General features: G+C 65.9%; 21 protein-coding genes and 2 pseudogenes. 11 read left to right on the top strand and 12 right to left on the bottom strand.

Annotated elements, in window-relative coordinates; all coding sequences use genetic code 11:
• Positions 1 to 41: 41 nt before the first annotated feature.
• Complete coding sequence (locus C1737_RS23520; RefSeq protein WP_102419597.1) at positions 42 to 1787, bottom strand: MCE family protein; 1746 nt, start codon at positions 1785 to 1787, stop codon at positions 42 to 44.
• Positions 1788 to 2152: 365 nt separating this feature from the next.
• On the opposite strand from C1737_RS23520, the pseudogene C1737_RS27560 reads away from it, so the two are divergent.
• Positions 2153 to 2314, top strand: a pseudogene (locus C1737_RS27560) (virulence factor Mce); the annotation flags it as partial.
• Positions 2315 to 2320: 6 nt separating this feature from the next.
• Here the strand turns inward: C1737_RS27560 and C1737_RS23500 are convergent.
• The 9 genes and pseudogenes from C1737_RS23500 to C1737_RS23455 all read right to left on the bottom strand — a co-directional run.
• Positions 2321 to 3412: pseudogene (locus C1737_RS23500) on the bottom strand (MCE family protein); the annotation flags it as partial.
• A complete protein-coding gene (locus tag C1737_RS23495; protein ID WP_102419596.1) occupies positions 3409 to 4839 on the bottom strand; it encodes an MCE family protein in 1431 nt (476 codons plus the stop codon). The gene C1737_RS23495 and the pseudogene C1737_RS23500, both read right to left, overlap by 4 nt.
• Positions 4836 to 5954 carry an MCE family protein gene (locus C1737_RS23490; protein ID WP_102420091.1) on the bottom strand — a complete coding sequence of 373 codons (1119 nt, stop codon included), beginning with the start codon at positions 5952 to 5954 and terminating at the stop codon, positions 4836 to 4838. The genes C1737_RS23495 and C1737_RS23490 overlap by 4 nt, the downstream gene beginning before the upstream one ends.
• The gene (locus C1737_RS23485) at positions 5954 to 6976 is read right to left on the bottom strand and encodes an MCE family protein (protein WP_068097684.1); all 1023 of its coding nucleotides are present in this window, start codon (positions 6974 to 6976) and stop codon (positions 5954 to 5956) included. The genes C1737_RS23490 and C1737_RS23485 overlap by 1 nt, the downstream gene beginning before the upstream one ends.
• Complete coding sequence (locus tag C1737_RS23480) at positions 6973 to 8229, bottom strand: MCE family protein (RefSeq protein WP_068097682.1); 1257 nt, start codon at positions 8227 to 8229, stop codon at positions 6973 to 6975. The genes C1737_RS23485 and C1737_RS23480 overlap by 4 nt, the downstream gene beginning before the upstream one ends.
• Positions 8230 to 8248: 19 nt before the next feature.
• Positions 8249 to 9094, bottom strand: a complete 846-nt coding sequence (locus C1737_RS23475; RefSeq protein WP_067922237.1) for an ABC transporter permease — start codon at positions 9092 to 9094, stop codon at positions 8249 to 8251.
• Between the two features lie 9 nt (positions 9095 to 9103).
• A complete protein-coding gene (locus tag C1737_RS23470; protein WP_068097679.1) occupies positions 9104 to 9922 on the bottom strand; it encodes an ABC transporter permease in 819 nt (272 codons plus the stop codon).
• A 384-nt stretch (positions 9923 to 10306) separates the two neighbouring features.
• Entirely contained in the window at positions 10307 to 11512 is a 1206-nt protein-coding gene (locus C1737_RS23460) for a CaiB/BaiF CoA-transferase family protein (protein ID WP_102419594.1), read from the bottom strand.
• On the bottom strand, positions 11509 to 13014 hold the full coding sequence (locus C1737_RS23455) for an aldehyde dehydrogenase family protein (protein WP_102419593.1): 1506 nt from the start codon (positions 13012 to 13014) through the stop codon (positions 11509 to 11511). The genes C1737_RS23460 and C1737_RS23455 overlap by 4 nt, the downstream gene beginning before the upstream one ends.
• Positions 13015 to 13290: 276 nt before the next feature.
• Here C1737_RS23455 and C1737_RS23450 point away from each other — a divergent pair, with 276 nt between their 5' ends.
• From C1737_RS23450 to C1737_RS23420, 7 genes are all read left to right on the top strand, one after another.
• Positions 13291 to 13992: an SDR family NAD(P)-dependent oxidoreductase gene (locus C1737_RS23450; RefSeq protein ID WP_102419592.1), complete on the top strand. Its 702-nt coding sequence runs from the start codon at positions 13291 to 13293 to the stop codon at positions 13990 to 13992.
• 37 nt (positions 13993 to 14029) lie between these two features.
• A complete protein-coding gene (locus C1737_RS23445) occupies positions 14030 to 14905 on the top strand; it encodes a mycofactocin-coupled SDR family oxidoreductase (RefSeq protein WP_068097671.1) in 876 nt (291 codons plus the stop codon).
• A gap of 52 nt (positions 14906 to 14957) precedes the next feature.
• Complete coding sequence (locus C1737_RS23440) at positions 14958 to 15158, top strand: ferredoxin (protein ID WP_067922210.1); 201 nt, start codon at positions 14958 to 14960, stop codon at positions 15156 to 15158.
• 44 nt (positions 15159 to 15202) lie between these two features.
• Positions 15203 to 16567, top strand: a complete 1365-nt coding sequence (locus tag C1737_RS23435) for a cytochrome P450 (RefSeq protein ID WP_102419591.1) — start codon at positions 15203 to 15205, stop codon at positions 16565 to 16567.
• Positions 16568 to 16693: 126 nt separating this feature from the next.
• Positions 16694 to 17125: a hypothetical protein gene (locus C1737_RS23430; protein ID WP_102419590.1), complete on the top strand. Its 432-nt coding sequence runs from the start codon at positions 16694 to 16696 to the stop codon at positions 17123 to 17125.
• Between the two features lie 47 nt (positions 17126 to 17172).
• Positions 17173 to 18030, top strand: a complete 858-nt coding sequence (locus C1737_RS23425) for a hypothetical protein (protein ID WP_102419589.1) — start codon at positions 17173 to 17175, stop codon at positions 18028 to 18030.
• Positions 18027 to 18599 carry a hypothetical protein gene (locus tag C1737_RS23420; RefSeq protein ID WP_102419588.1) on the top strand — a complete coding sequence of 191 codons (573 nt, stop codon included), beginning with the start codon at positions 18027 to 18029 and terminating at the stop codon, positions 18597 to 18599. The genes C1737_RS23425 and C1737_RS23420 overlap by 4 nt, the downstream gene beginning before the upstream one ends.
• 25 nt (positions 18600 to 18624) lie before the next feature.
• Here C1737_RS23420 and C1737_RS23415 read toward each other — a convergent pair whose 3' ends face one another.
• Both C1737_RS23415 and C1737_RS23410 read right to left on the bottom strand, forming a co-directional pair.
• Complete coding sequence (locus C1737_RS23415; protein ID WP_102419587.1) at positions 18625 to 19800, bottom strand: acyl-CoA dehydrogenase family protein; 1176 nt, start codon at positions 19798 to 19800, stop codon at positions 18625 to 18627.
• Positions 19784 to 20782: an acyl-CoA dehydrogenase family protein gene (locus C1737_RS23410; RefSeq protein ID WP_102419586.1), complete on the bottom strand. Its 999-nt coding sequence runs from the start codon at positions 20780 to 20782 to the stop codon at positions 19784 to 19786. The genes C1737_RS23415 and C1737_RS23410 overlap by 17 nt, the downstream gene beginning before the upstream one ends.
• A gap of 192 nt (positions 20783 to 20974) precedes the next feature.
• Between C1737_RS23410 and C1737_RS23405 the strand changes: the two genes are divergently transcribed.
• The 3 genes from C1737_RS23405 to C1737_RS23395 all read left to right on the top strand — a co-directional run bounded on the left by C1737_RS23405 (position 20975) and on the right by C1737_RS23395 (position 23977).
• Positions 20975 to 21355 carry a carboxymuconolactone decarboxylase family protein gene (locus tag C1737_RS23405; RefSeq protein ID WP_067922249.1) on the top strand — a complete coding sequence of 127 codons (381 nt, stop codon included), beginning with the start codon at positions 20975 to 20977 and terminating at the stop codon, positions 21353 to 21355.
• A 345-nt stretch (positions 21356 to 21700) separates the two neighbouring features.
• Positions 21701 to 22792 (top strand): amidohydrolase family protein, encoded by a 1092-nt coding sequence (locus tag C1737_RS23400; protein ID WP_068097655.1) that lies wholly within the window; start codon positions 21701 to 21703, stop codon positions 22790 to 22792.
• Positions 22793 to 22831: 39 nt separating this feature from the next.
• A complete protein-coding gene (locus C1737_RS23395) occupies positions 22832 to 23977 on the top strand; it encodes an amidohydrolase family protein (RefSeq protein WP_068097653.1) in 1146 nt (381 codons plus the stop codon).

Below are 23977 nucleotides of genomic sequence, written 5' to 3'. Positions count from 1 at the left end.
GCGCTCTACTCACTTACTTACTTCCCCGCCCCGAGGCGGCTTCAGGTGGGAAGCATGTCCTGCCACGTCTTGGGCGCCTTCGGGGCAACCAGATCCGACTGCTGGTACAGCTTTCCGTCCGGACCGACATAACGACCCGTGCGCGGGTCGTACCGGGCGATGGTGACGGATGGCCGTTGCTTGCCGGCCGCACCGTTGAATGAGCTTGGCGCCGCCTGCGGCCCGCCGCCCGCGGCCGCGTCGGGGGGCGCGGCATCGGGAGGAGTGGGCACCGCGGGCGCCGCCGGCGGCGGGGGAAGTTCCCCGGCGGCAGGCACGTCCAGTGGCGCTATCGGCGGAAGGTCGGCCGACATTCTCGACATCGGCGCCAGCGGAGGCGGTCCCGACGACGGCACAGGCGGTACGGCCGCCCCAACCGTGCCCGGTGGCGGATTCTCGCCCCGCGGCCCCGCCGGCGAACCTCGCGGCACCGCCCCCGGCGGAAGTGGGGTTCCCTCCACCGGGCCGAAGATCCTGTCGTTGACGGTCACCCGGTCGTCGGGCGGGACGCCCTGGGCGAGCAGGTTGGGGTCAAGCGGGTAGGGACCGAGGACGTGCTGTTTCATCGCCAACGGCATGTACGGCTTGTCGCTGTTGCAGATTTCGACCGTCGGGGCGCGCTTGCCCGGGTGACCCATACATGGGTAGTTGCGGGCACCACGAACCCCGATCGGCGAATCCTGCGGGAGCTTGCAATACAACCCGTCGGGTGTGTCGATGTCGGTGAGGTCGTCCGGGGATCGCCACGTGTTGGGCGGCATGAAGCCGACCGTGCAGATCGGCGGATCATCGATCGTGAGCGCGAAGTCGCCCTGGGCGGTGCCCTCGGGATGGTTCGGCGCCGCGGCGGCCTGCTCGATGGCGACCGCCGACGGCAGCAACACCAGCAGCTGCTCCAGCGAGGGGTGGTAGGTGACGCCGATCTGACCGATGGTGGTCAGGTTGGCGAGCAACACCGGCAGCGTCGGTTTGACTTGTGCGAGAAGGCGGGACGCTTCGTTCGCCGCCTCGGGACCGTTTTGCAGGATGGTGCGGAAGTGGGAATCGTTGTTCACCAACACATCCGAGATGCCGGCGAAACTCCGCGCCCACGTCCTGATCGAATCGGCGGTGCGCGCCTGGGTATCCAGGAGCGGCCCGGTGTCTTCGGTGAGGGCCCGGGTGCGATCGACGACGCCGTTGGCGTCGCGGGACAACGTCTGCGACGAATCGATCAGTGACCCCAGGTCGTAACCGGAACCGTTGAAGCCCTGGAACGACTCGTCGAGCAATTGGCCGAGTTTGGTCTTCGGGATGCTTTGGACCAAGGCATTGAGCTGGTCAAGCATCGGCCCGACCGGCTGCGGAATCGTGGTGTCCCGCGCGGCGATCACCGAACCGTCGTGCAGGTAGGGCGGCGAGTCGGTCTTGGGCCGCAGATCCACGTACTGTTCACCCACCGCGGAGACGCTGAGCACCTCCGCGGTCAGGTCCGCGGGAACCTTCGGTGAAGTGCTCAGCGACAGCGTCGCTTTCGCGCCCGTCGGGGTCAGGCCCACCGACGTCACCTTTCCGAGCTGAACCCCGCGGTAGGTCACGTTGGAGAACCGGTACAGCCCGCCGGTGGCCGGCAGCTCCAGTGTCACCGTCATCCGGCCGATCCCCAGCAGGGTCGGCGCCTGGATGTAGAAGAGGACCATCGCGATCACGCCGACGGTCCCGGCGATCGCGAACACCGCCAACTGGATCCGGACGAAGCGCGTCAGCATCTACCCGCCACCTTCCGTCGGTGCCGTTGCCGGCGGCGGTGTTTGCCCCACAGCCGCGTCGGGCTGCGGCGCCGCGGCGGGCGGCGGCCCGGGCAGCGGGGCCGCGCTCGGCGGCGGTCCGGGCAGCGGGCCCGCACCCGGCTCTTATACAAATCTGACGCTGCCGACGCACCACCTAGTCTCCCCCTCCCTTATTCGTCGGCAGCGTCAGATTTGTATAAGAGCCAGGTGCGGCCCCGCTGCCCGGCCCCCCGCCGAGCGCGGCCCCGCTGCCCGGGCCGCCGCCCGCCGCGGCGCCGCAGCCCGACGCGGCTGTGGGGCAAACACCGCCGCCGGCAACGGCACCGACGGAAGGTGGCGGGTAGATGCTGACGCGCTTCGTCCGGATCCAGTTGGCGGTGTTCGCGATCGCCGGGACCGTCGGCGTGATCGCGATGGTCCTCTTCTACATCCAGGCGCCGACCCTGCTGGGGATCGGCCGGATGACGGTGACACTGGAGCTGCCGGCCACCGGCGGGCTGCACCGGGTCATGCATCGGATCATGGGTGTACTGCAGGTAATACGGGTCCCCGGGGGCCGGTACCAACGGCTGGTCCAGCTGCCCCCAGTGCGTCCCCAACATCAGGCCTCGCTTGAGCCGTGGAATCGACAAGTCCAGATCGACGTGCAGGTTGAAGTAGTCGCCCCGCACCGCACGGTCGACGAAGTTCTGGGTGAACGGGAACACGAACCCGGCCGCGACGGCCGTGCCGAGTTCCGGTCCGACGTCGGCGAGCGCGCGGATGGTCGGCTCCAAGTTCTTGAGGTTCTTGACCAGGTCGGCCTGGGTGTCGTTGACCAACCTGGTGGCGGTGTTGCTGAAGACGCGTAGTTTGTCCAGGGCGGCCGTGAGCCGTGGGCGCTCCTTGATCAGCACATCGAGCGCGGGCGGTATCTTCTGCAGCGCCTGGGTGAGGACGTCGCGCTGGTCGGCGAACGTGGCGGCGAGCCGGTTCAGCGCCTGGATGGAATCGACGAGGTTGTCCCGCTGATCGTCCAGCGTTCCCACGAACGTGTCGAGGCGGGTGATCAGATCACGCACCGCGCCCTCGCGCCCGGACAGGGCGGCGGAGAAGTTATGGATGATCTCGCCGATCTGTCCCAGCCCGCCGCCGTTGACGACAGCCCCCAGCGACGACAGCGTCTGCTCGGTCGACGGGTAGGCCGATGAGCGACTCAGCGGGATGGTGGCGCCCGGCTGCAGCCGCCCGCTGCCCTGCTGGCCGAGCGGCGTATTGAGCTCCACATGCATCGACCCCAGCAGGCTGGTCTGACCGACGGTGGCCACGACGTTGGCCGGGACGACGACATCGCGCTTCACCGAGATCTCGACGTCGGCGTGCCAGCCTTTCACCCTCATCGCGCCGACACTGCCGACGACGACATCGTCGATCATCACCGGCGAATTCGACTCCATGGTGCCGACATTCGGCAGCTCTACGTGGTAGATGTTGGCCCCCGGCCCGCGTCCGACCGCGCCCGGCAGGGGCAGTGAATTCAGGCCGTGGAAGGCGCATCCCGTCGCCGTCAGCACCACGCAACAGCCCACGGAGAACACCCGGCGCGCCGTGACCCCCGCGATCATTGTTGTGGCCGATCGGCCGGCAGCAGCATGTCTGACGCGCTCTGCGCTGGTGGCGGCGGTGGTGGCGCCTCCGGTGTGCTCGGCGGGGGCGGCAGCGGCATCGCCGCGCCCGGTATCCGCGCGGGCGGCACCGCCCCCGGCGGTCCGACCGGGTCACCGGGCAGGCCGGTATAGGCCGACACTGCGGGCGGGATCTCGGGCGGTCCGGGTTTCGGGCCCTCGCCGCCGGGGGCCAGACGCTGCTCGCTGTAGAGGATGTTGGACGGGTCCACCGACTTCTGCAGGAAGATGTTGATGGGGATCGGCAGGTTGTTGAAGTTGAGCACGCGCAACCCGGGACCGAGGAACAGCGAGCACAGCTTGCCCGATTCAACGGCGGTGACGTTCTCGATGGCGCCGATCGCGGTGCAGCCGGGCACGGGCACCGGAAGCATCAAACCCGAGAACGTGGAGTTCGCGAAGTTCATGATCCCGAAGCCGCCCACGATGGTTCCGGTGTCGGCGTTGTAGTCGTTGAAGAAGTTGCCGAGCGCGTTCGGCGCTGCGTGCAAGATGTTCTCCAGATCCATGTGCTGATCGGCCAGGACCTGCGTGACGTCGGCAAGCCGGGCGATCTGCTCGCTGGTCTGGTTGCGCGTCCCGGCGATGAAGCGCTGCACCTCGCCGACCGCCGTCGACAGATCGGTCAGCGCCGCGTCCAGGTCGGACTTGCTGTCGTTGACCACGCTGGTGAGCGTGGCCAGGCGGTCGTTGAACTGCACGATCTGGACGTTGCTTTCGCGCAGCGCGCCGACGAAGGTCTGCAGGTTCTTGATGATGTCGACGATATTGCCGCTACCGTTGGCGAGGATTCGGCCAACCCCCGACAGTTGACTCAGTGTCTGCCGTAGCTTGTCCCCGTTGCCGTCGAGCGCGTTGGCGGCGCTGTCGATGAACCGGCCCACCGACGTGCCCGAGACCCCACTCTTGGGCCCCAAATCCGTTGCCAGCCGCATCAACTGGGCTTTGACCTCGTCCCATTCGACCGGGACCGCGGTCCGTTCGACCGGGATCACGGCCCCGTCGCGCATGACCGGTCCACTGTCGCGATAGGCCGGCGAGAGCTGGACGTAGCGGGAGGCGACCAGATTTGTGGCGACGATCACCGCCTTCGCGTCGGCCGGAATCGGTACGCCGCGGTCGACCTCGAGGGTCATCTTGGCCTGGGTGCCCTGCGGCTCAATGGATTTGATGTTGCCGACTTTGACACCCGACACCCGCACCTCGTCATGGGGATAGATCGCGGTGGCGGTGGTGAAGTAGGCGGTGATCGTCTTCTTGCCGAAGACCGTGTTGCGGACGAGCACGGCGGCGCCGGCGACGATGAGCCCGACCAGGACAACCGCCGCCACGGCCGTCACCCTGTTACGAGGTACCCGGGAGGTCATTGTGACCCTCCGATCCTGCCGCCCAACGTGCAGCCGGGGCAGACCGGAATGCCGTTGTACGGCCAGGGAGTCAGCGAGCGGGGCAACGGCGAAGGGTAGCCCGGACCCTTCGAGGTGTCGAAGGTGCGGAATCCCCAGAGGTAGTCGATGATCGGCTGGAAGAGTTGCGGGGCAAGGAAGTTCGGGACGAAGGCCTGATAGGCGTACATACTCGAGATGCCCTCGCCGACCGTGATCTGGAATTTCTTCAGGCCCGGCAGCGCCTTGCTGATGTTATCGCGGTTCTTTTGCAGCATGGCGGTCACCGAATTCAGCCTCTCCAGCGTGGGCGCCAGCTTGCTTTCGTTGTCGTGCACCAGTGCCGTCAGCTGTTTGGCCACCGCCGACGTGTTGGCCAGCAGGTCCACGATCTCTTGCCGGCGCGCCACCAGCACCTGCAGTAGAGAGTCGGAGTTGAGGATGAGTTTGTTGACCTGCTGGCTGCGTTCGGAGAGGACGCCGGTGACGTCGCCGGCGCTCTTGAACAGCTCGCCGAGATTCTTGTTGCGGCTGTTGAGGGTGCGCGACAACCGGGTGAGCGCGTCGAAGGCCGGCCCCATTTGGGGCGCGATCTGGTCGAGCGTCGCCGCGAGCGTGTCCAACGACTGATTCAGCGCCGTGGTGTCCGTTCCGGCGGTGTCGGTTGTCAGGTCGCTGACCGCTTCCGTCAGCGAGTACGGCGAAGACGTGCGCGAGACGGGAATGAGCGCCATCGGGTGCAACGTGCCGCTGCCGGCGGACTCCAACGTCAGCATCCGCTCGCCCAGCAACGTGCCGGTGCGGATGTGCGCGGACGTCTCCGAACCGAGCAGGACGTTGCCCTTCATGGCGAACGTCACCAGAGCGTCGCCGCGCTGCAGCTTGATATCCGACACCGTGCCGACCTTCACGCCGGACACGATCACGGGGTTGCCCGTCGTAAGGCCGCCGGCTTCGGTGAACAGCGCCTGGTATCTGACCATCGTCGCCCACGCGATGAACCGGTCGGGCGACAGGCCGACGAGGATGACCATCACCGCCAGGACGACGCCGATGAGTCCCGCCTTGACGAGGCCAGTTCCGCGATACTTGAGCATCAGGGTTCCGTGCACCTTCCAGCGTCTGACCTGAATATCGGGGCTTTCACCGTCCGGCCCTGAAGATCCGTGCCGCGTAGTTCCAACTGGCAGAGGTAGTACGGGATGGTGGCGCCGTTCGCGCCGAGCCGGACCAGCTTGCGGTAGTTCTTGGGCGCCTTGCCGATTGCGGCGTCCAGGCGGTCCTTGTCGTTGTCGAGAATCGGTGCCAGCCGATTCAACTGATCGATGGTGCCCGACAGCGGCGGCCGCGCGCTTGTCAGCAGATCCGCCAGCGAGGCGGTTCCCCTGTCCAGGGCGTCGATGGCGGAGCCGATGGTGTTGCGGTCGTCCGACAACCCGCTGACGAGCCGCTCGAGGCGGTCGATCGCCCCGGAGAACTTGCTGCCGTCCTTGGAGATCGTGCCGATCACGATGTTGAGGTTGTCGATCAGTTGCTGCACGGTCTGATCGTTGTCCGCCAAGGCATTTGAGAACGACGTCGTCTTGGCGAACAGCGACTCGAGGGTCCCACCCTGCCCCTGGAAGACCTGCAGCAACGCCGAGGTGAGCGCGTTGACGTCGCGCGCATTCAGGCCCTGCGTCACGGGTTTGAGTCCGCCGAGCAGCAGATCGAGGTCAAACGCCGGCGCCGTGCGGTTGACCGGAATCTGGCCACCGGCCGGCAGGCGCTTGGTCGGACCCGGACCATCGACGAGTTCGAGGTAGCGATCGCCCACCAGGTTCAGATAGCGGACCGCCGCCTTGGTGCCCTCGGTGAGGACGATGCTGCGGTCGGCGTCGAACTGCACCACGACTTTCTTGTCCGGCTGCAGCGAAACGCTGTTGACCGTGCCGACCCGGATGCCGGCTACTCGCACCGACTGCCCCGCCTTGAGACGCGACACGTCGGTGAACACCGCCGAATAACCGTTGGTCGCACCCGTCCGGTACTGGCCGAAGATGAAGAACAGGAAGGCGGTCAGCATCGCCATCACGACCGCGAAGATCGCGAACTTTATCAGCGTGGCGCGGGTTCTCATCCGGGCATCCCGACCTGGGCGGAGTTGCGTGGCGGCCCGGCGATCGGTCCGTACAACAGCTGTTTGAGGAGGTCGGAGTTGATCAGCACTTGTGGGTTTCCGTACCCCACCGGGTCGGCGCCGATGTCGGTGATGAACTGCTTCGGATGCGTGTTGAACGGCAGGTTCGGCAGACCCATGCACTGGGGACCACCGGTCGCCGCAACCTTGGGCAGGTTCGTCGGATAGCGATAGCGTTCGCCACCCCAGGTGAGGCTCGCCGAGATGTTGATGCTCGGTTCCGACAGCGGCGGACCGTGCGCGATGTTGATCAGCCCACCGAACCCGCAGGTGAATACCTCGTGGTATTCGTTGGTCAGATCGGTGGTCGGCACCAGCAGGTGCAGCGCATCCGTCAGCCGTTGGCGGTTCGTCGACAGGACGTCGTTGCCGATGTCGGCCAAGCCGATCGCGCTGATCAGCAGTGCATCCAGGTTGTGTTGCTCGTCGACCAGCGTCTTGCTGATCCGGGTCGCGTTGGACGCGGTCTTCACCAGGTTCGGTGCCGCGTCGGCGTAGGCGTTGGCCACCGCCGGTAATACCGAGAGGTCATGCCTGAAGGCGGGAAGGCTCGGCTCCAGCCTGGCCAGAAACGAATCCAGGTCGCTCAGCGACTGGCCAAGCTGTGGGCCCCGCCCGCTGAACGCTTGCGCGAGGGCACCCAGTGACTCGTTGAGCTTCGGCGGGTCGATGTGCGCCAGGACCGACACCAATTGTTGGAATACCGTGTTGATTTCGACCATGACGTGCTGACCCTGCAGCGTCTGGCCGGCGTGCAGCCGCTGGGCCGCGGGTTGGTCAGGTTCGACCAGCTGGACGGACTTCGCGCCGAACACCGTCGATGACGCGATGTCGACGAGCACGTTGGCGGGAATGAAGCGCATTTGCGACGGGTCCATCGCCAGGTGGATGGCCGCTTGGCCGTTGGGCAGCGATTCGACAGAGGCGACCTTACCCACCTGTACGCCGCGCATCTTGACCTTGGCATCCGGGTTCATCACCAGGCCGGCGCGTTGCGAGATCACGGTCACCGGCACGCTTTCGGTGAAGGAGCCCTGAAAGAGACCCACCGCCAAGGCGAAAATCAGGCCAATGATGACGACGGTCGCCAACCCGAGCAACGGCGCCAGATAGCTTCGCCCGGCGGGCCGGGCATGACCGGCGCGCGCAGGTCGACCGGCCGCCGCGCGACCCGCTGGCACACTCTGCGTCACTGCCGTTCCACCTCCTTCGCTAACCGGACAGGTTGAAGTTGCCGTTCGTACCGTAGATAGACAGCGAGACCAACAGCGTTACCGAGACCACGACGATGAGCGAGGTGCGCACCGCGTTGCCGGTCGCATTGCCGACGCCGGCCGGCCCCCCCGACGCGAAATAGCCGTAGTAGGTGTGGATCAGCAGGATGGTGAGCGCCATCAGGATGGCCTGCAGGAACGACCACAACAAGTCGATCGGGTTCAGGAACGTGTTGAAGTAGTGCTGATACAAGCCCTGCGACTGCCCGAGCAGGAACGTCGTGGTGAACTGACTGGCTACGAACGACAGGATCACGGCGATGGCGTACAACGGCGTGATGGCCATCATTCCCGCCAGGATCCTGGTGCTCACCAGGTAGGAAACCGGCCGGATGGCCATGCTCTCCAAAGCATCGACTTCTTCGTTGATCCGCATCGCACCCAGCTGAGCGGTCACGCCCGCGCCGAAGGTGGCCGCCAGACCGATCCCGGCGACCACCGGCGCCGCGATGCGCACATTGATGAATGCGGACAAAAAACCCGTCAGCGCTTCGATGCCGATGTTGCCCAGCGAGGTGTAGCCCTGAATCGCCAGGGTGCCGCCCGCCGCCAGGGTCAGGAAGCCGACGATCACCACGGTTCCGCCGATCATCGCCAAAGTACCCGCGCCCATGCTGATCTCGGCGACGAGTCGAACGACTTCGCGCGTGTAATGGGTGGCCGCGAAGGGCACCCCGGCGAGCGCCTTGCCGTAGAACAGGGTGTGGTCGCCGATCCGGCCCAGCGAGGCGACCGGCCTCTCCAGCTGGCGGAAAAATCGCGGATATGCGGCCCTCAGCGCCATTGGCCGTCCCTACTTCGCCGTCATCTTGATGCCGATCGCGGTGACGACCACGTTGACGACGAACAGGGACATGAAGGCATAGACCACGGTTTCATTCACCGCGTTGCCAACGGCCTTGGCGCCGCCGCCGGTGATCGACAGGCCCCGATAGCAGGCAACCAAGCCGGCGATGAGGCCGAAAAGCGCTGCCTTGACGCAGGAAATGATCACCTCGGGCACGCCGGTGAGCAGAGTGATACCCGCGGCGAACGCGCCGGGATTGACGTCCTGCACAAACACCGAAAAGACGTAACCGCCAAGGACGCCGATGATGACGACGAGGCTGTTGAGCAGGAAGGCGACCAAACCGGAAGCCAGCATGCGCGGGGTTACCAACCGTTGCACCGGGTTGATGCCCAGCACCTCCATCGCGTCGATTTCCTCGCGAATGGTTCGCGCGCCCAGGTCCGCACACATTGCCGTAGCGCCCGCCCCCGCCACGATCAAAACCGTGACCAGCGGTCCGAGCTGGGTGACCGCGCCGAACGCGGCGCCCGCACCGGACAGATCCGCCGCGCCCAGTTCGCGCAGCAGGATGTTGAGCGTGAAGCTGACGAGGACGGTGAACGGGATCGCCACCAACAACGTTGGGGCCAGCGACACCCGCGCGACAAACCAGGATTGCTCCAGGAACTCCCGCCACTGAAACGGCCGGCGGAACAAGAACTTGACCGCATCGGCCGACATCGCGCACAGTGCTCCGACGGCCTGCATGGGCCCCGAGATGTCCCATTTCAGTTTCAGCTGCGGCAATCCCGCTGACCAACGGTCTGCGCCCGTGGTTGCCATCGGCCTCAAACCCTTTCCTGAGTTACGAGACCGACAGTCTTGTTCTCGCGTACTGACTGCTGTAGATTTAGCTGAACCGATGGCCATGAAGGCGTGCAGGCGACGACGAAACGCCTTGCGGGCGGCCGGAATCCGGCACCTGACCCGGGCATGACAGCGCTGTCCATCCTCACGCCAGGACCTCCGTTCTGTTGCGTGAGTTGACGCTCCAAAACGTGGGGCCCCATGTCTTGAAGCGTCCGGCGATTATGACTCATGCCGGGTCCGGACGGAACGGAAAACGCATAACCGTTATCCGACAAGCAATCAGCAGTCCGCTTAGCCGGGGCGAATGTGTCAGCACAGCCGCGACGGTCGGCTCGAACATCGACGACACCTCCGGTCCTAGGTGACGGCGCCGGCCGTCTTGAGTTCGATGATGCGGTCCCAGTCGAATCCGAGTTCCATCAAGATCTCGTCCGTCTGCTCGGCGAATCCGGGCGCCGGCCCGGTCTGTGGGGCCGCGACGTCGAATTGGACCGGGTTCGCGACCAACTCGAGTTCGCCCGCCTGCACGATGTACTCGTTGGCACGGACCTGCGCGTCGTTGGCGGCCTGCAAGGTGTCCTGGACGGGCGCCCAGGGACCGGCCAGCGTGGTGAAGCGTTCGCTCCACTCGGCCAGCGTGCGGGTTGCGATGGCCTTGGTCAGGAGCTCCACCGCCTCCGCCGTGTTGGCGGCGATCTTCTCCACCGTTGCAAAGCGCGGGTCGTCGGCCAACTCCGGTAGGTCGACGTGCCGGCACACGTCGGCCCAGAACTTGGTGGGCTGCATCATCACGAAGGAGATGTAGCGTCCGTCGGACGTCGTGTAGAGCCCGACCAACGGGTTGTTGGGAGCGCCGTGTACACCGGGTGGCGGTGCTTCAAGCCGCTGGCCCAGATGGTTCGTCAACGCGACCGTGTGTCCCATCGACCAAAGGCCGCTGCCCAACAGCGACACGTCGACGACGGACGGCTCACCGGAGCGTTCCCGCTTGAGCAGGGCCGCCGCGATGCCGCCCGCGAGATTCGTGCCCGAGATGGTGTCGCCGTAGGCGGGCCCCGGCGGCGCGATCATCCCCGGCATCCCCGCCGGCGTGATGGTCGCGGCGGTTCCGGCCCGGCACCAGAACGCGGTCATGTCGTAGCCACCCTTGACCGACTCTTCGCCGCGCGGACCGAGCGCGCTGCCACGCGCGTAGATGATCTGCGGGTTCACCGCCCGAATGTCGTCGACGTCGATCCCGAACTTCTGGCGCGCGCCCGGCAGGAAGCTGGTCAGGAACACGTCCGACCGTCGCGCCAGCTCATAGAGCACTTCCTTGCCCTCGGGCACCGACATGTCCAGCCCGATGCTGCGCTTGCCGCGGTTCGCGTGTTCGATGTTGGGGTTGGGGTCGCCTTCGACGCGCAGCATGCCGGTCTGTCGCAGGCCCCGCTGCGGATCGCCGGTCACCGCGTGCTCGACCTTGACGACGTCGGCGCCCCACTCGGCGAGCACGGCGCCCGCCGACGGGACGAACCCGTACATGGCGACCTCCAGGACGCGGATGCCCTCCAGCGGCCTCACGCCGGAGCTCCCGGCGCCGGCACCGCAAACGTCTTGCTCTCCAAGAACTCCTCCAAACCGGCCACGCCCATCTCTCGGCCCACCCCCGATTGCTTGAAGCCCCCGAACGGGCTGTCCGCGCCGAAGTAGTTGCCGCCGTTGATCGAGAAGGAGCCGGCCCGGATCCGGCGCGCCACCGCGAGCGCACGGCCCTCATCGCGGCTGAAGACGGCACCCGCCAGGCCGTAGATCGAGTTGTTGGCGATGCGCACCGCGTCGTCGTCATCGTCGAACGCGATCACGACCAGCACCGGCCCGAAGATCTCCTCCTGCGCGATCTCGCTGTCGGGATCGACATTGGTGAGCAGCGTCGGCGCATAGAAGTAGCCCGGGTCCAGCCGCTTGCCGCCGGTGACCAACGTCGCGCCCGCGGCGACGGCGCGCTGGACCATGCCGTCCACCTTGTCGCGCTGGCGCTCGTTGATCAGTGGGCCCATGTAGGTTTTCGGATCCGCGGGGTCGCCGTGTCGGACGTGGGCGAAGTTCTGCGCGATCAGCTCGACGATCTCGTCGTGGTGCGACCTGGGCACCAGCAGCCGCGACGTCAGGGCACACCCCTGCCCCGCGTGGGTCACCATGCTGAACGACGCGAACGTCGCAGCGCCGGCGAAGTCCGCGTCGTCGAGCATGATGGCCGCCGACTTGCCACCCAGCTCCAGAAACACGCGCTTGACCGTCCCACTGGCGGCGGCCATGATCTTGCGCCCCACCGCCGTCGATCCGGTGAAGGTGACGACGTCGACGTCGGGGCTGGTGGTCAGCGCCTCGCCCGCCTCGGGGCCCGAGGAGCTGATCACGTTCACCACACCGTCGGGCATGTCGGTGTGTTCGGCGATCAGCTCACCGAGCGCCAACGTGACCAACGGTGTGTCCGGCGCACCCTTGAGGACCACGGTGCACCCCGCGGCCAGGGCGGGGGCGAGCTTCGCCAATGCCAGCTGGTTCGGGTAGTTGTAGGCGATGATCGCCGCGACCACGCCGGCGGCTTCCTTTTCCACCCAGCGGTGATGGAGCATGCCGCGCGACTCCTTCTCCCCGAGGTCCTCGGAGAACCGGTAGGTGCGCAGCAGATCCGCGTAGAACCGCACGATGCCGATCGGCTCGTCGAGCTGGGCGCCGTGCGTGAGCGCTCGGGTGGCGCCGACCTCGGCGATGGTCAGCTCACGCAACTCGTCGGCGTGGTCGATCAGCGCCCGATGCAGCTGGTCGAGGCAGCGGATGCGCAACTCGACATCGGTCGGCCAGCTGGTCGTGTCGAACGCGTCCCGGGCCGCCGCGATCGCGGCTTCGGCCTGCCCGGCACCGGCGTCCGGCGCATGCCCGACGACCGCGCCGGTGGCGGGATTGATCGACGGGAAGGTTTCGTCGGCGGCGACCAACCGGCCACCGATCAAGAGCCGGCGGTCGACGTGTGACTCAGGCGCGGCATCCGCGGCGGGTTCTGCCGTGTCCTGGGCAGGCATTCCGTACCCCCTGGTGACGGTTACGATAATTTGATTCTCTTCCGCGGCGAATCTTACATTCGACTCTCGATAATTCAAGAAACTCTCAGGAATGGGAGCGGGCCGCTGACCAGCGACCCGAGCGGCAGCGGTTGCCGGGGACACGCAGTTTGACGCAGGCCAAACACGGTTTCCCGGGTATCTTGCAACCCGATCCGGCGTGAGAGTAGGGTTCTCATAATTGCAAGCGTGATTCTTTGTGACTGAGACGGTCACCTGTGGAGTAGAGGCCTCAACGTGAAGACTGCGGTGGTCACCGGTGGCGGGTCCGGCATCGGTCTCGCCGTCGCACAACGGCTGCGAGCCGACGGCCTCGACGTCGCCACGATCGATCTCCGCCCGTCGGACGGCGACCACTGCTTCACCGCCGACGTCACCAACCGGTCGCAGCTGGATGCCGCCTTCGCTGCGATCCGCGCCCAGCTGGGGCCCGTCACGGTCCTCGTCAACGCAGCGGGGCTGGACGGCTTCAAGCGCTTCACAAACATCACGTTCGAGGACTGGCAGCGGGTGATCGACGTCAACCTCAACGGGGTCTTCCACACCATTCAGGCGGTGTTGCCCGACATGATCCAGGCGAAGTGGGGGCGGATCGTCAACATCTCCTCGTCGAGCACCCATTCCGGCGCGCCCTATATGAGCCATTACGTCGCGGCCAAGTCCGCGGTCAACGGGCTCACCAAGTCCCTGGCACTCGAGTACGGCCCCGCCGGAATCACGGTCAACGCGGTGCCGCCGGGTTTCATCGACACCCCGATGCTGCGCGCCGCGGCGAAGAACGGCTTCCTGGGCGATATCGACGAGACCATCGCGCGGACCCCGGTGCGCCGGATGGGTAAGCCGGAGGACATCGCGGCGGCATGCGCCTTCCTGGTGTCCGACGAGGCGGGCTACATCACCGGTCAGCTGTTGGGCGTCAACGGCGGTCGCAACACCTGAGACACCGGTCTTCGGTGACCAATCGGAAGGAGAAGCGGTGGGAGAGGGCGCACACGGGCGCGTGCGGGGGAAGGTCGCCTTCGTGACCGGCGCGGCACGCGGCCAGGGCCGCAGTCACGCGGTGCGATTGGCCGAGGAGGGCGCCGACGTCATCGCCGTCGACCTGTGCTGTGATATCGACACCATCGGCTACTCGATGGCCGCGCCCGAGGATCTCGACGAGACCGCGCGGCTCGTGGAGAAGACCGGCCAAGCCGTCGTGACCGCCCGCGCCGACGTGCGCGACGCCGCACAACTGCGCGACGCGCTGGACGCCGGGCTCGCCGAGTTCGGTCACCTCGACATCGTGGTGGCGCAGGCCGGAGTGGCCGGCATGAAGGGCGAGCCGCCGCTGCAGGCGTGGTGCGACGTGATCAACACCAACCTGATCGGCACCATCAACGCCATCCAGGTCGCGTTGCCGCACCTGGGGACCGGCGCGTCGATCATCGCCACCGGATCCACCGCCGCGCTGATGGACACCGCCAAAAAGGACAACCCCGGCGCCGACCCCGGCGGAATGGCCTACATCCACTCCAAGCGCGCGATCGCGCACTACGTGCACGACCTGGCAACCGAGCTGGCCCCGTTGGGGATTCGCGCCAACGCCGTGCACCCCACGAACACCAACACCCCCATGCTGCAGAGCGAGCCGATGTACCGCTCGTTCCGGCCGGACCTCGAACACCCGACCCGGGCGGACGCCGAGCCCGTGTTCGGCGTGCAACAGGCGATGAGGATTCCCTACGTGGAACCGGAAGACATCAGCAACGCCGTGCTGTGGTTGGCCTCCGACGAGGCCAGGTACGTCACCGGCATGCAGCTGCGCGTCGACGCCGGCGGCTATCTGAAGTGGTACGACTACCACAACTAAAGAAGCGCCCCAACTCGATCGAACCCCGCAACGAACCACGCAAGGAGACACCGTGAAGGTCTGGGTTGATCCAGAGCGCTGCCAGGGCCACACCCTGTGCGCGATGATCGCGCCGGAGTCGTTTCGGCTCAGCGACATCGACGGCAGTTCGTCCGCGGTCGACGAAGTGGTGCCCGCCGATCGGCAGGACCAGGTTCGTGAAGCCGCCCAATCATGCCCCGAGCAGGCCATCATCATCACCGAAGACGCCTGAACCGCGCCCGGATTGACCGACGAAATACGCAGGGAGACAGAGCTTTGAGTGTCGACGACGTCGTCAGCGACAGCGACCGCAAGAAGAACCAATACCACTTCGATCGGCATTCCGCGGAGTACCGGTCGCAGTTCTCGGCGATCACCAAGGAGATGCACGCCAAGTGCCCGATGGCGTGGAGTGATACCTATGGCGGCCATTGGGTGGCGGCCGGCAGCCACGAGGTGTTCGAACTGGCCCGCTGCCCCGCCGTGTCCAACGACCACGACATCCACGGCGAACGCCGTGGCTACAAAGGCATTTCGATCCCGACCGCCAGCCGCGTCAGCGCCGTGCGCGGCGGCATCCTGGAGATGGACGACCCCGAGCACCGCATCTACCGCACCGTGCTCAACCCCTACCTGTCGCCGGCCGCGGTCAAGCGCTGGGAGCCGTTCATCGACGACGTGACGCGCGCCTGCCTCGACGAAAAGATCGAGGGTGGCAGCATCGACTTCGTCGACGACCTGGCCAACGTCGTTCCGGCCGTCCTGACGTTGGCGATGATGGGCATCCCGCTCAAGAAGTGGAACATGTACAGCGAGCCGGTCCATGCCGCGGTGTACACGCCCGAACACTCCCCCGATATCGAGCGCGTCACCGAAATGCACAAGCAGATGGGTCTCGACATGGTGAACAACATGCTCGAAATCCGTGAGAACCCGCGGCCGGGAATCGTGAATGCCCTGCTGCAGATGCGCATCGACGGGGAGCCGGCGCCGGACTTGGAAATCCTGGGCAACCTCGGCCTGGTCATCGGCGGCGGGTTCGACACCACGACCGCCCTGACCGCGCATTCGTTGGAGTGGCTTTCCGAGCACCCCGAGCAACGCGACCTGCTCAGCAGGGAACGCAGAACGCTGCTCGACCCCGCGACCGAGGAGTTCTTGCGCTACTTCACTCCGGCCCCCGGCGACGGCCGGACGTTCTCCGACGACGTGGAACTCGACGGCACCCGGTTCAAGGAGGGCGAGCGGCTATGGATCTCGTGGGCGATGGCCAACCGCGACGCCGCGGTGTTCCACGACCCCGACGAGATCGTCCTCGACCGTAAAGGCAACCGGCACTTCAGCTTCGGACTCGGCGTGCATCGGTGTGCCGGGTCGAACGTGGCTCGCACCGTGTTCAAGTCCATGCTCACCGCGGTGCTCGACCGGATGCCGGACTATCGCTGCGACCCCGAGGGCACCATCCACTACGAGACGATCGGCGTCATCCAGGGCATGCGCAAGCTCCCGGCCACCTTCACCCCCGGCCGCAGGGTAGGGGCCGGCCTGGACGAGACACTGGACAAGCTGCAGCGCATTGTCGACGAGCAGGAACTCGCCAGGCCGATCACCGAACGTAAGGAAGCCGCCGTCATCGACTGACATCCGGCGTCGCTACGCGGGAGGAGGGCCGTCGTTGACCGCGCCAATTTCTCCGAGTACGCCTGTTCAGCGTGGCCGCACTCTATATTCAGGCCAGGCGCGTGCGCAGAGACGGGAGACGCATCGGTGAAGACTTTCGCAGCAAGCCTTGCGCTTGCCACCGCCGCACTGACCGTCGCACCGGCCGCACACGCGGACATCCAGGTCGGCAACTACAGGGTGGACACCAACCGGGATCCCGGCCACATCTGGATCTGGGCGATCCGGCCGTGCAGATACGATCAAGGACCGGAATGCCTGACGATCCAAGCGATTCCGCAACCCAACGGACAAGCGGCGCCCTGGAAGTCAGACGCACATCTGTCCAACGGTCGCTACACCATGGCCGTTGACGTGCCCGACGGTGTGCGCTGCGTGGTCCAGTTCTTTCCCTCGCATGACGTTTACTCGTGGGATGCGGCGACGATGGCGGGTCAGGTCGACTCGACGTTCGACACCGGCTGCGGTGGCGGACCGGGGGGCACCGCCACCTATCCGTTTTCGCTCGTGCGATGGTAGCCGCGACCGGAGTCAGTCGATCAGGAAAGTGACGGGCAGTAAGCGCAATGGCTGAGGCGAAGGAACCGCAAGATTCGGCCACCTCGAAAGCCGACGTGAAGGCGTTGCTCGAGGAAGCCGAGGCCGAAGCGGCCGAGGCCGAAGCACTGGCGGCCGCGGCGCGTGCTCGCGCCCGCGCCGCCCGGCTGCGGCGGGAAGCGCAGGCCCAGGCGGAGAAAGAGGCCGAGGCCAAGACCGTCGAGGCGGCCCCGGACGCCGACGAGGACGCGACCGACACCGCCGAAGCAGAGGCCGAAGGCGATGTCGCCGACGCTGCCGAAGCCGCCGGCGAAGCGGGGACCGATGAAGACGTCACCGACGAAACCACGAAAGAAGCGGAGTCGGATTCCGAGCCGGCCCGCTCGCGGCGACGCGTCCGTCTGCCGGCGTGGTCCGTGACGTGGAAAGCGGCCGTCATCGTTCTCATCTGCGCCTTCGTCGCGGCCAGCGGATACATGATGTGGGAACGGCATGAGACGACCGAGCGCGAGCAGCGCACCGCGAACTTCATCGCGGGGGCCAAGCAGGGTGTGGTCAACATGTTTTCGATGGACTTCAACCGGGCCAAGGAGGACGTCCAGCGGGTGATCGACAGCTCGACCGGCCAGTTCAGGGACGACTTCCAGCAGCGCGCGAAAGATTTCACGACGGTTGTCGAGCAGTCCAAAGTGGTGACCCAGGGAAGCGTGAATGCGGCGGCCGTGCAATCCATCGAGGGGAATTCCGCATTGGTGCTCGTCGCGGCGTCATCGCGAATCAGCAACGCCGCGGGCGCCAAAGACGAGCCGCGCAATTGGCGGCTCAAGGTGACCGTCACAGACGACGGCGGGCAATACAAGATGTCCAAACTGGAGTTCGTTCCGTGAGCGAGGACAACCGCGACATCGACGTCGCCGACGACTCTCCCGACCAGACCGAAGACAGCGGACGTCGCAAACCCCGGGTGCGCCCCAGGGTGAAAGTCGTTCCAATTCTTCTGCTTTCGCTCCTGCTAATCTCCGGTGGCGTGGCGACGTGGCTGTACTTCACCCAGTACCGGCCCGATAAGCAAACCGACGCCGGCGTCGCGAACGCCGTCGTCACTGCCGCGTCCGACGGAACGGTCGCCTTGCTGTCGTACTCGCCCGACACGCTCGACAAAGACTTCGCCGCCGCAAAGTCGCACCTGTCCGGGGATTTCCTGTCGTACTACAACCAGTTCACCGAGCAGATCGTCGCTCCGGCGGCCAAACAGAAGTCGCTGAAAACCAGCGCCCGGGTGATCGGGGCCGCGGTCTCGGAGCTACATCCGAATTCGGCGATCGTGCTGGTACTGGTCGACCAGAGCACCACCAGCAAGGACAACCCGGACCCGGCGATGGCGTCCAGCAGCGTGCTGGTGAGTTTGAGCCGCGTCAACGGCGCCTGGCTGATCACCAAATTCGACCCGGTCTAGCGACCCGGTTCCCTTGGCCAGGGAGCTAACCCCGCGGCAGCCCGAGCACCCGCTGGGCGATGATGTTGCGCTGGATCTCCGAGGTGCCCCCGGCGATCGTCCCGGAAAAGCTGCGGGCATAACGCTCGAACCAGCTCGCGAAATAATGGTCGAGGTTCATGTGCGCGTAGGGCCCGGTCAGGCCCGGGTGAACGAGCCCGTCGGCTCCCGCCGACGTCAGTGCGAGCTCCATCGCGCGCAGCTCGGCCTCGGACCCGAGCAGCTTGAGCACCGAGATCGCCGCCACGTCGTCTTCGCCACGCGCGGCGCGGGCCAGGGCAACCGAGCCCAGCAGGCGCAGCGCCTGTTTGTCCATGATGGTGCTGGCGTACTGGTCGCGCTCGACCTCGGTGCCGGGATGGAAGTCGTCGATCATGTTGTCGAGTCGATCGGCGAAACCCAGCCACATCATCGTGCGTTCGTGCCCCAGCGACCCGTTGGCGACCCGCCAGCCCTGGTCGAGCTCGCCGACCAGATTCTCCGCCGGTACCCGGGCGTCGGTGAAGAACACCTCGTTGAAATCCAGGTCATCGGCGCCGCAGATCGACGGGAACGGCCGGCGCACGACTCCCGGGGTGTCGGTGGGGATGATCAGCGCGCTGATCCCCTTGTGCTTGGGCGCATCCGGGTTGGTGCGCACAAACGTCAGCAGGACGTCGGCGTCGTGGGCGCCCGAAGTCCACACCTTCTGCCCGTTGACCACGAAGTGATCGCCGTCCAAGACGGCGCGGGTGCGCAACGACGCCAGGTCGGAGCCCGCGCTGGGTTCACTCATCCCCAGCGATGCGGTGATCTCGGCCCGCAGTATCGGTACCGCCCAGCGCCGCTTCTGTTCCTCGCTACCGAACGACAACAGCGACGCCGCAACGATGTTCACGCCCTGCGGGTTGAAACTGTGGTAGATCCGGCGGCGGCTGAGCTCCTCCAGATAGACGAACTGCTGAATGACCGTCGCGTTGCGGCCCCCGAAAGCCGGCGGCTGGCTCGGCAGCAGCCAGCCGTTGTCGAACAACAGCCGCTGCCAGTCGCGTGCCCACTGCGGCATATGCGACACCGAACGAGGCCGCTCGCGCGTTTCGCTTGCGGGAGGCAGGTTTTCGTCGAGGAAGGCCGCGAACTCCGCCCGAAACGCCTCGACGTCGGAATCAAAAGTCAGCTGCACGGTACTCCTCCGCGATGCGCGCACGGTGCTCGGCGGCGCCGCCGAGCATCAACTCACCGGCCTTGGCGCGCTTCAGCGCGAACTGCAGATCGTTCTCCCACGTGAATCCCATTGCGCCATGGAGCTGTAAACCATGCCGGAATACCAGCGACTGGCACTCACCTGCCGACGCCTTGGCCATGGCCGCGGCGAGCCGGCGGCGGGGATCGTCGGCGGCGATCGTCAGCGCCGCGAAGTAGGCCAGGGCCCGAGCCCGTTCGACGGCGACGTGCATGTCCGCGGCCTTGTGCTGGACGGCCTGGAACGACCCGATCGGCACACCGAATTGTTGACGGCTGCGGACGTGCTCGAGCGCCAGGTCGAGGATGCGCTGACACGCGCCGACCATGGTGATCGCCATGCCCGTCAGCGCCATGTGGTGGGCGCGCTCGGAGTCGACGGCGAGCCGAGCGTGGTCGGCCACCCGGACTTCGCAGAACGACAGGTCGGCGACGTGCAAGACGGGGTCGAAGACCGCGACCCGACGCGCGGACACCCGGTTGGACGCGGTGAGGAAAACCCCGGCATCGGTCACCACGGCCAGGCGGTCGACGCGGTCGCCGTCGAGGACATGCCGTGCCGTACCGTCCAACACCCAACCGTCGGCGTCCCGGTGTGCCACCACCCCGCCGTAGACGGCGGTGCCCGACTCGTGCGGATCGAACTGGTCACCCACCAATGGGGCGAACTGGCTCATCGTCGCCAGGAAGGGAGTGGGGTCGGTCGCGTGCCCCAACTCTTCGAGCACGATGGCCAATTCGACGGCGCTGGCGGGATCGTGCAGCTCGGTCCAGCCCTGGTCCACATACGACTTCCACAAGGGACTGGGGTCGACGCCGTCCTCGGCCACACCGCGCACCAGTGCGGGTGGGCACTGCTTGCCGACGGCGTCGCGAACAGTTTTCTGCCACAGCCGTTGATCGGCATCGAACTCCAACAGCATGAAGGCCGCCTCCCTGTCATCACCGCCAGCGCGAGAATACCATTCTCGCATCCGGAAGTAATAATCTCGGAATCGGGTTATGGGCTCACAACGGCGGCCCGGCGGCTATCGACGTCGACCGCGTTGACCGGTTGCGATGCGAGACTGCGCTCGGGGCATTGCGACACCGGCGCCCGGACGAAGGAGAAGACATTGGATCGCGAAACCTACCAGCGCGGGCTGCACGTCCGGTCCGAGGTGCTAGGCGAGGAGTACGTCAACCGGGCCCTGGCCGACGCGGACGATTTCACCAAGCCACTGCAGGACCTCGTCACCGAATACTGTTGGGGCGCGGTGTGGGGCCGCGACGAGTTGTCCCGGAAAACACGCAGCATGCTCAACCTGGCGATGATCTCGGTGCTGAATCGGCCGAACGAATTGCGCACGCACGTCAAGGCGGCGCTGACCAACGGCGTCACCCGCGAGGAGATTCGCGAGATCTTCCTGCAGGTTGCCATCTACGCGGGGGTGCCGGCCGCGGTCGACAGCTTCCGCATCGCCGGTGAGGCGTTCGCCGAACTAGAACGGGACTAGGGAATCGTCGTGCCGCTCGCCTTCGTCGGGCTGGGCAACATGTGTTGGGGGCCCGTCGCGCGTCGTCGCCGAACGACGTCGCCGACCGCACGGCCGCCCGGCCTAGCCGGTCCGCTCCGTGTGCATAGAGGCGGATGGCCCTTATCCGTGAGACCGAGAATGGTATTATCCGGATTAAAGAACGATACTTGCAGAGCCGACGGGAAACCGCCCGCCACCAGGGGCGACTACTAAACGAAATGCTTACCGAAAACCCATTGATTGACGATCGAGAAAAATGTTAGCTTATCTATCATATGGTCCGGCCCTGTCCGCTTTGGCTGCCGGAGCCGAAGGATGGCTTAGATGATCGAACAGGCTGACGGGACACGCACACCGCTGATCGACGCGAGCGTGCACATCTTCTTTCCGTCCAACGAGGACCTGCGCTCCGTCTTGCGCGAGCCGTTCAAGAGCCGCGGCTTCCCCGATTACGAGATGGACTGGTACGGCGCACCAGGGGGCGAATACGCTCCGAACACGAAGGGACCGGACCGTCAGTACCCCGGTTCGGATCCGGAATTCGTTGCCGACGAACTTTTTTCGAAACGCGGCGTGGACCTGGCGATCCTGCATCCGATGGGACGCGGCATCATGCCCGACCGACACCTGGGCAGCGCTCTGCACGCCGCCCACAACGAGATGATGGTCTCGCGCTGGCTGGACTCCGAACGGTTCGGCGACCGGTTCCGCGGCACGATCCGCGTCAACCCCGACGACATCGCCGGCGCGCTGCGCGAAATCGAGAAATGGCGTTCGCATCCGCGTGTGGTGCAGATCGGGATTCCGCTGCAGGCCCGCGAACTCTACGGGAAACCGCAGTTCTGGCCGCTGTGGGAAGCCGCCGTCGATGCGAACCTTCCGGTGGCGGCGCATATCGAGACGGGCGAGGGCATCGCGTTTCCGCCGACTCCGTCCGGACATACCCGCACCTACGAGCAATACGTCGGCTTCATGGCGCTGAACTACCTGTACCACTTGATGAACATGATCGCCGAGGGCGTGTTCGAGCGTTTCCCGGGCTTGAAGTTCGTTTGGGCTGACGGCGCCGCGGACTTCCTCACGCCGTTCATTTGGCGGATGGACACGTTCGGCCGGCCGCACCTGGAACAGACGCCGTGGGCGCCACGGATCCCCAGCGACTACCTCCCCGGCCACGTGTATTTCGTGCAGGGCAGCCTCGACGGTCCGCCGGACGAGGAGTTCGCCGGTGAGTGGTTCAACTTCACCGGCAAGGAGAACATGGTGATGTTCGGCTCCAGCTATCCACACTGGCAGTGCGGTGACATCCGTAAGCTGCCGCGTTCGCTGTCCGCCGAACAGTACGACAAGGTGTGTTGGCGCAATGCGGCCGACCTGTACGGGATCGACGTTTCGGTCGACCTGGCGGCAGGCTAGTCGCAGAATATTGACAAGGGAGACCGTGAGGAGATCGACATGACCCTGACACATGCCCAAGAGCGCGTTCCCGCCGCCGAGCGCATTGCCGTCCGGTGTGTTGACTCGGATGTGCACCCGTATCCCAAGAGGGGTGAGCTGGTCGAATACATCCCGGAGCCGTGGCGCAGCAAGTACTTCCTCAGCCGTCGAGTCGGCGAACAGATTTACTACGACGCGCCAGACTATGCCCATGCCTACGCGATGCGAGTCGACACCTTCCCCGCGGATGGCGAATTCGCTTGCAGCGACCCGGATATGGCGTTCCGGCAGCTGATCATGGAAGCTGGTGCGGATATCGCGGTGCTCGAGCCCCTCGGCGCGGCCACCCGCATTCCGGAGGCCACCCACGCATTTACCTGCGCCCTCAATGACTGGCAGGCAAACCACTGGCTGGACAGCCACAACAACTGGCATGAGCGTTGGCGCGGTTCGATCGCCGTGACCATCGAGGATCCGGACGGCGCCGCAAGCCAAATCGAGAAGTGGGCAGGCCATCCCTACATGGCGCAGATCCTCATCAAGGCGGAGCCCCGCCCGTCATGGGGCGACCCGAAGTACGACCCGATCTGGGCGGCGGCCACCAAACACGACATCACGGTCAGCTGCCATCTTGCGCGCGGTGCATACGAAACCCTTCCCATACCGCCGGTGGGGCTCCCCAGCTACAACCACGACTTCATGGTGACGTATTCGCTGCTTGCCGCGAACCAGGTGATGAGCCTGATCTTCGATGGCGTATTCGACCGGTTCCCGACCCTGCGCATCGTGTTCGTCGAACACGCCTTCAGCTGGATCCTCCCGCTCATGTGGCGGATGGACGCGATCTACGAAGCCCGCAAGTCGTGGATGGACATCAAGCGCAAGCCGAGTGAATACGTCAAGCAACACATCAAGTTCACCACCCAGCCGCTGGACTACCCGGAGGACAAAACCGAGTTGACCCGCGCCCTGGAGTGGATGGAGTGCGACAAAATCCTCCTCTACTCGTCGGACTACCCGCACTGGACGTTCGATGACCCCCGCTGGTTGGTCAAGCACCTGCCCAAGGCGGCGCGGGACGCGGTGATGTTCAAGAACGGCATCGCGACTTATCACCTTCCGGAGACGGTGCCGGCCCTCGAGGGTCAGGTCCGGGTGTACTGA

The organism is Mycobacterium sp. 4858 (assembly GCF_900240975.1).
Lineage (GTDB): Bacteria > Actinomycetota > Actinomycetes > Mycobacteriales > Mycobacteriaceae > Mycobacterium.
This window is presented reverse-complemented; position numbering and strand designations above follow the sequence as displayed.

What these genes read in the sequence shown, in the direction of transcription:
- C1737_RS23485 (WP_068097684.1), bottom strand. Translation starts at nt 6,976, where the DNA reads ATGAGAACCCGCGCCACGCTGATAAAGTTCGCGATCTTCGCGGTCGTG.
- C1737_RS23470 (WP_068097679.1), bottom strand. Translation starts at nt 9,922, where the DNA reads ATGGCAACCACGGGCGCAGACCGTTGGTCAGCGGGATTGCCGCAGCTG.
- C1737_RS23475 (WP_067922237.1), bottom strand. Translation starts at nt 9,094, where the DNA reads ATGGCGCTGAGGGCCGCATATCCGCGATTTTTCCGCCAGCTGGAGAGG.
- C1737_RS23520 (WP_102419597.1), bottom strand. Translation starts at nt 1,787, where the DNA reads ATGCTGACGCGCTTCGTCCGGATCCAGTTGGCGGTGTTCGCGATCGCC.
- C1737_RS23410 (WP_102419586.1), bottom strand. Translation starts at nt 20,782, where the DNA reads ATGCTGTTGGAGTTCGATGCCGATCAACGGCTGTGGCAGAAAACTGTT.
- C1737_RS23490 (WP_102420091.1), bottom strand. Translation starts at nt 5,954, where the DNA reads ATGCTCAAGTATCGCGGAACTGGCCTCGTCAAGGCGGGACTCATCGGC.
- C1737_RS23495 (WP_102419596.1), bottom strand. Translation starts at nt 4,839, where the DNA reads ATGACCTCCCGGGTACCTCGTAACAGGGTGACGGCCGTGGCGGCGGTT.
- C1737_RS23395 (WP_068097653.1), top strand. Translation starts at nt 22,832, where the DNA reads ATGACCCTGACACATGCCCAAGAGCGCGTTCCCGCCGCCGAGCGCATT.
- C1737_RS23425 (WP_102419589.1), top strand. Translation starts at nt 17,173, where the DNA reads ATGGCTGAGGCGAAGGAACCGCAAGATTCGGCCACCTCGAAAGCCGAC.
- C1737_RS23455 (WP_102419593.1), bottom strand. Translation starts at nt 13,014, where the DNA reads ATGCCTGCCCAGGACACGGCAGAACCCGCCGCGGATGCCGCGCCTGAG.
- C1737_RS23400 (WP_068097655.1), top strand. Translation starts at nt 21,701, where the DNA reads ATGATCGAACAGGCTGACGGGACACGCACACCGCTGATCGACGCGAGC.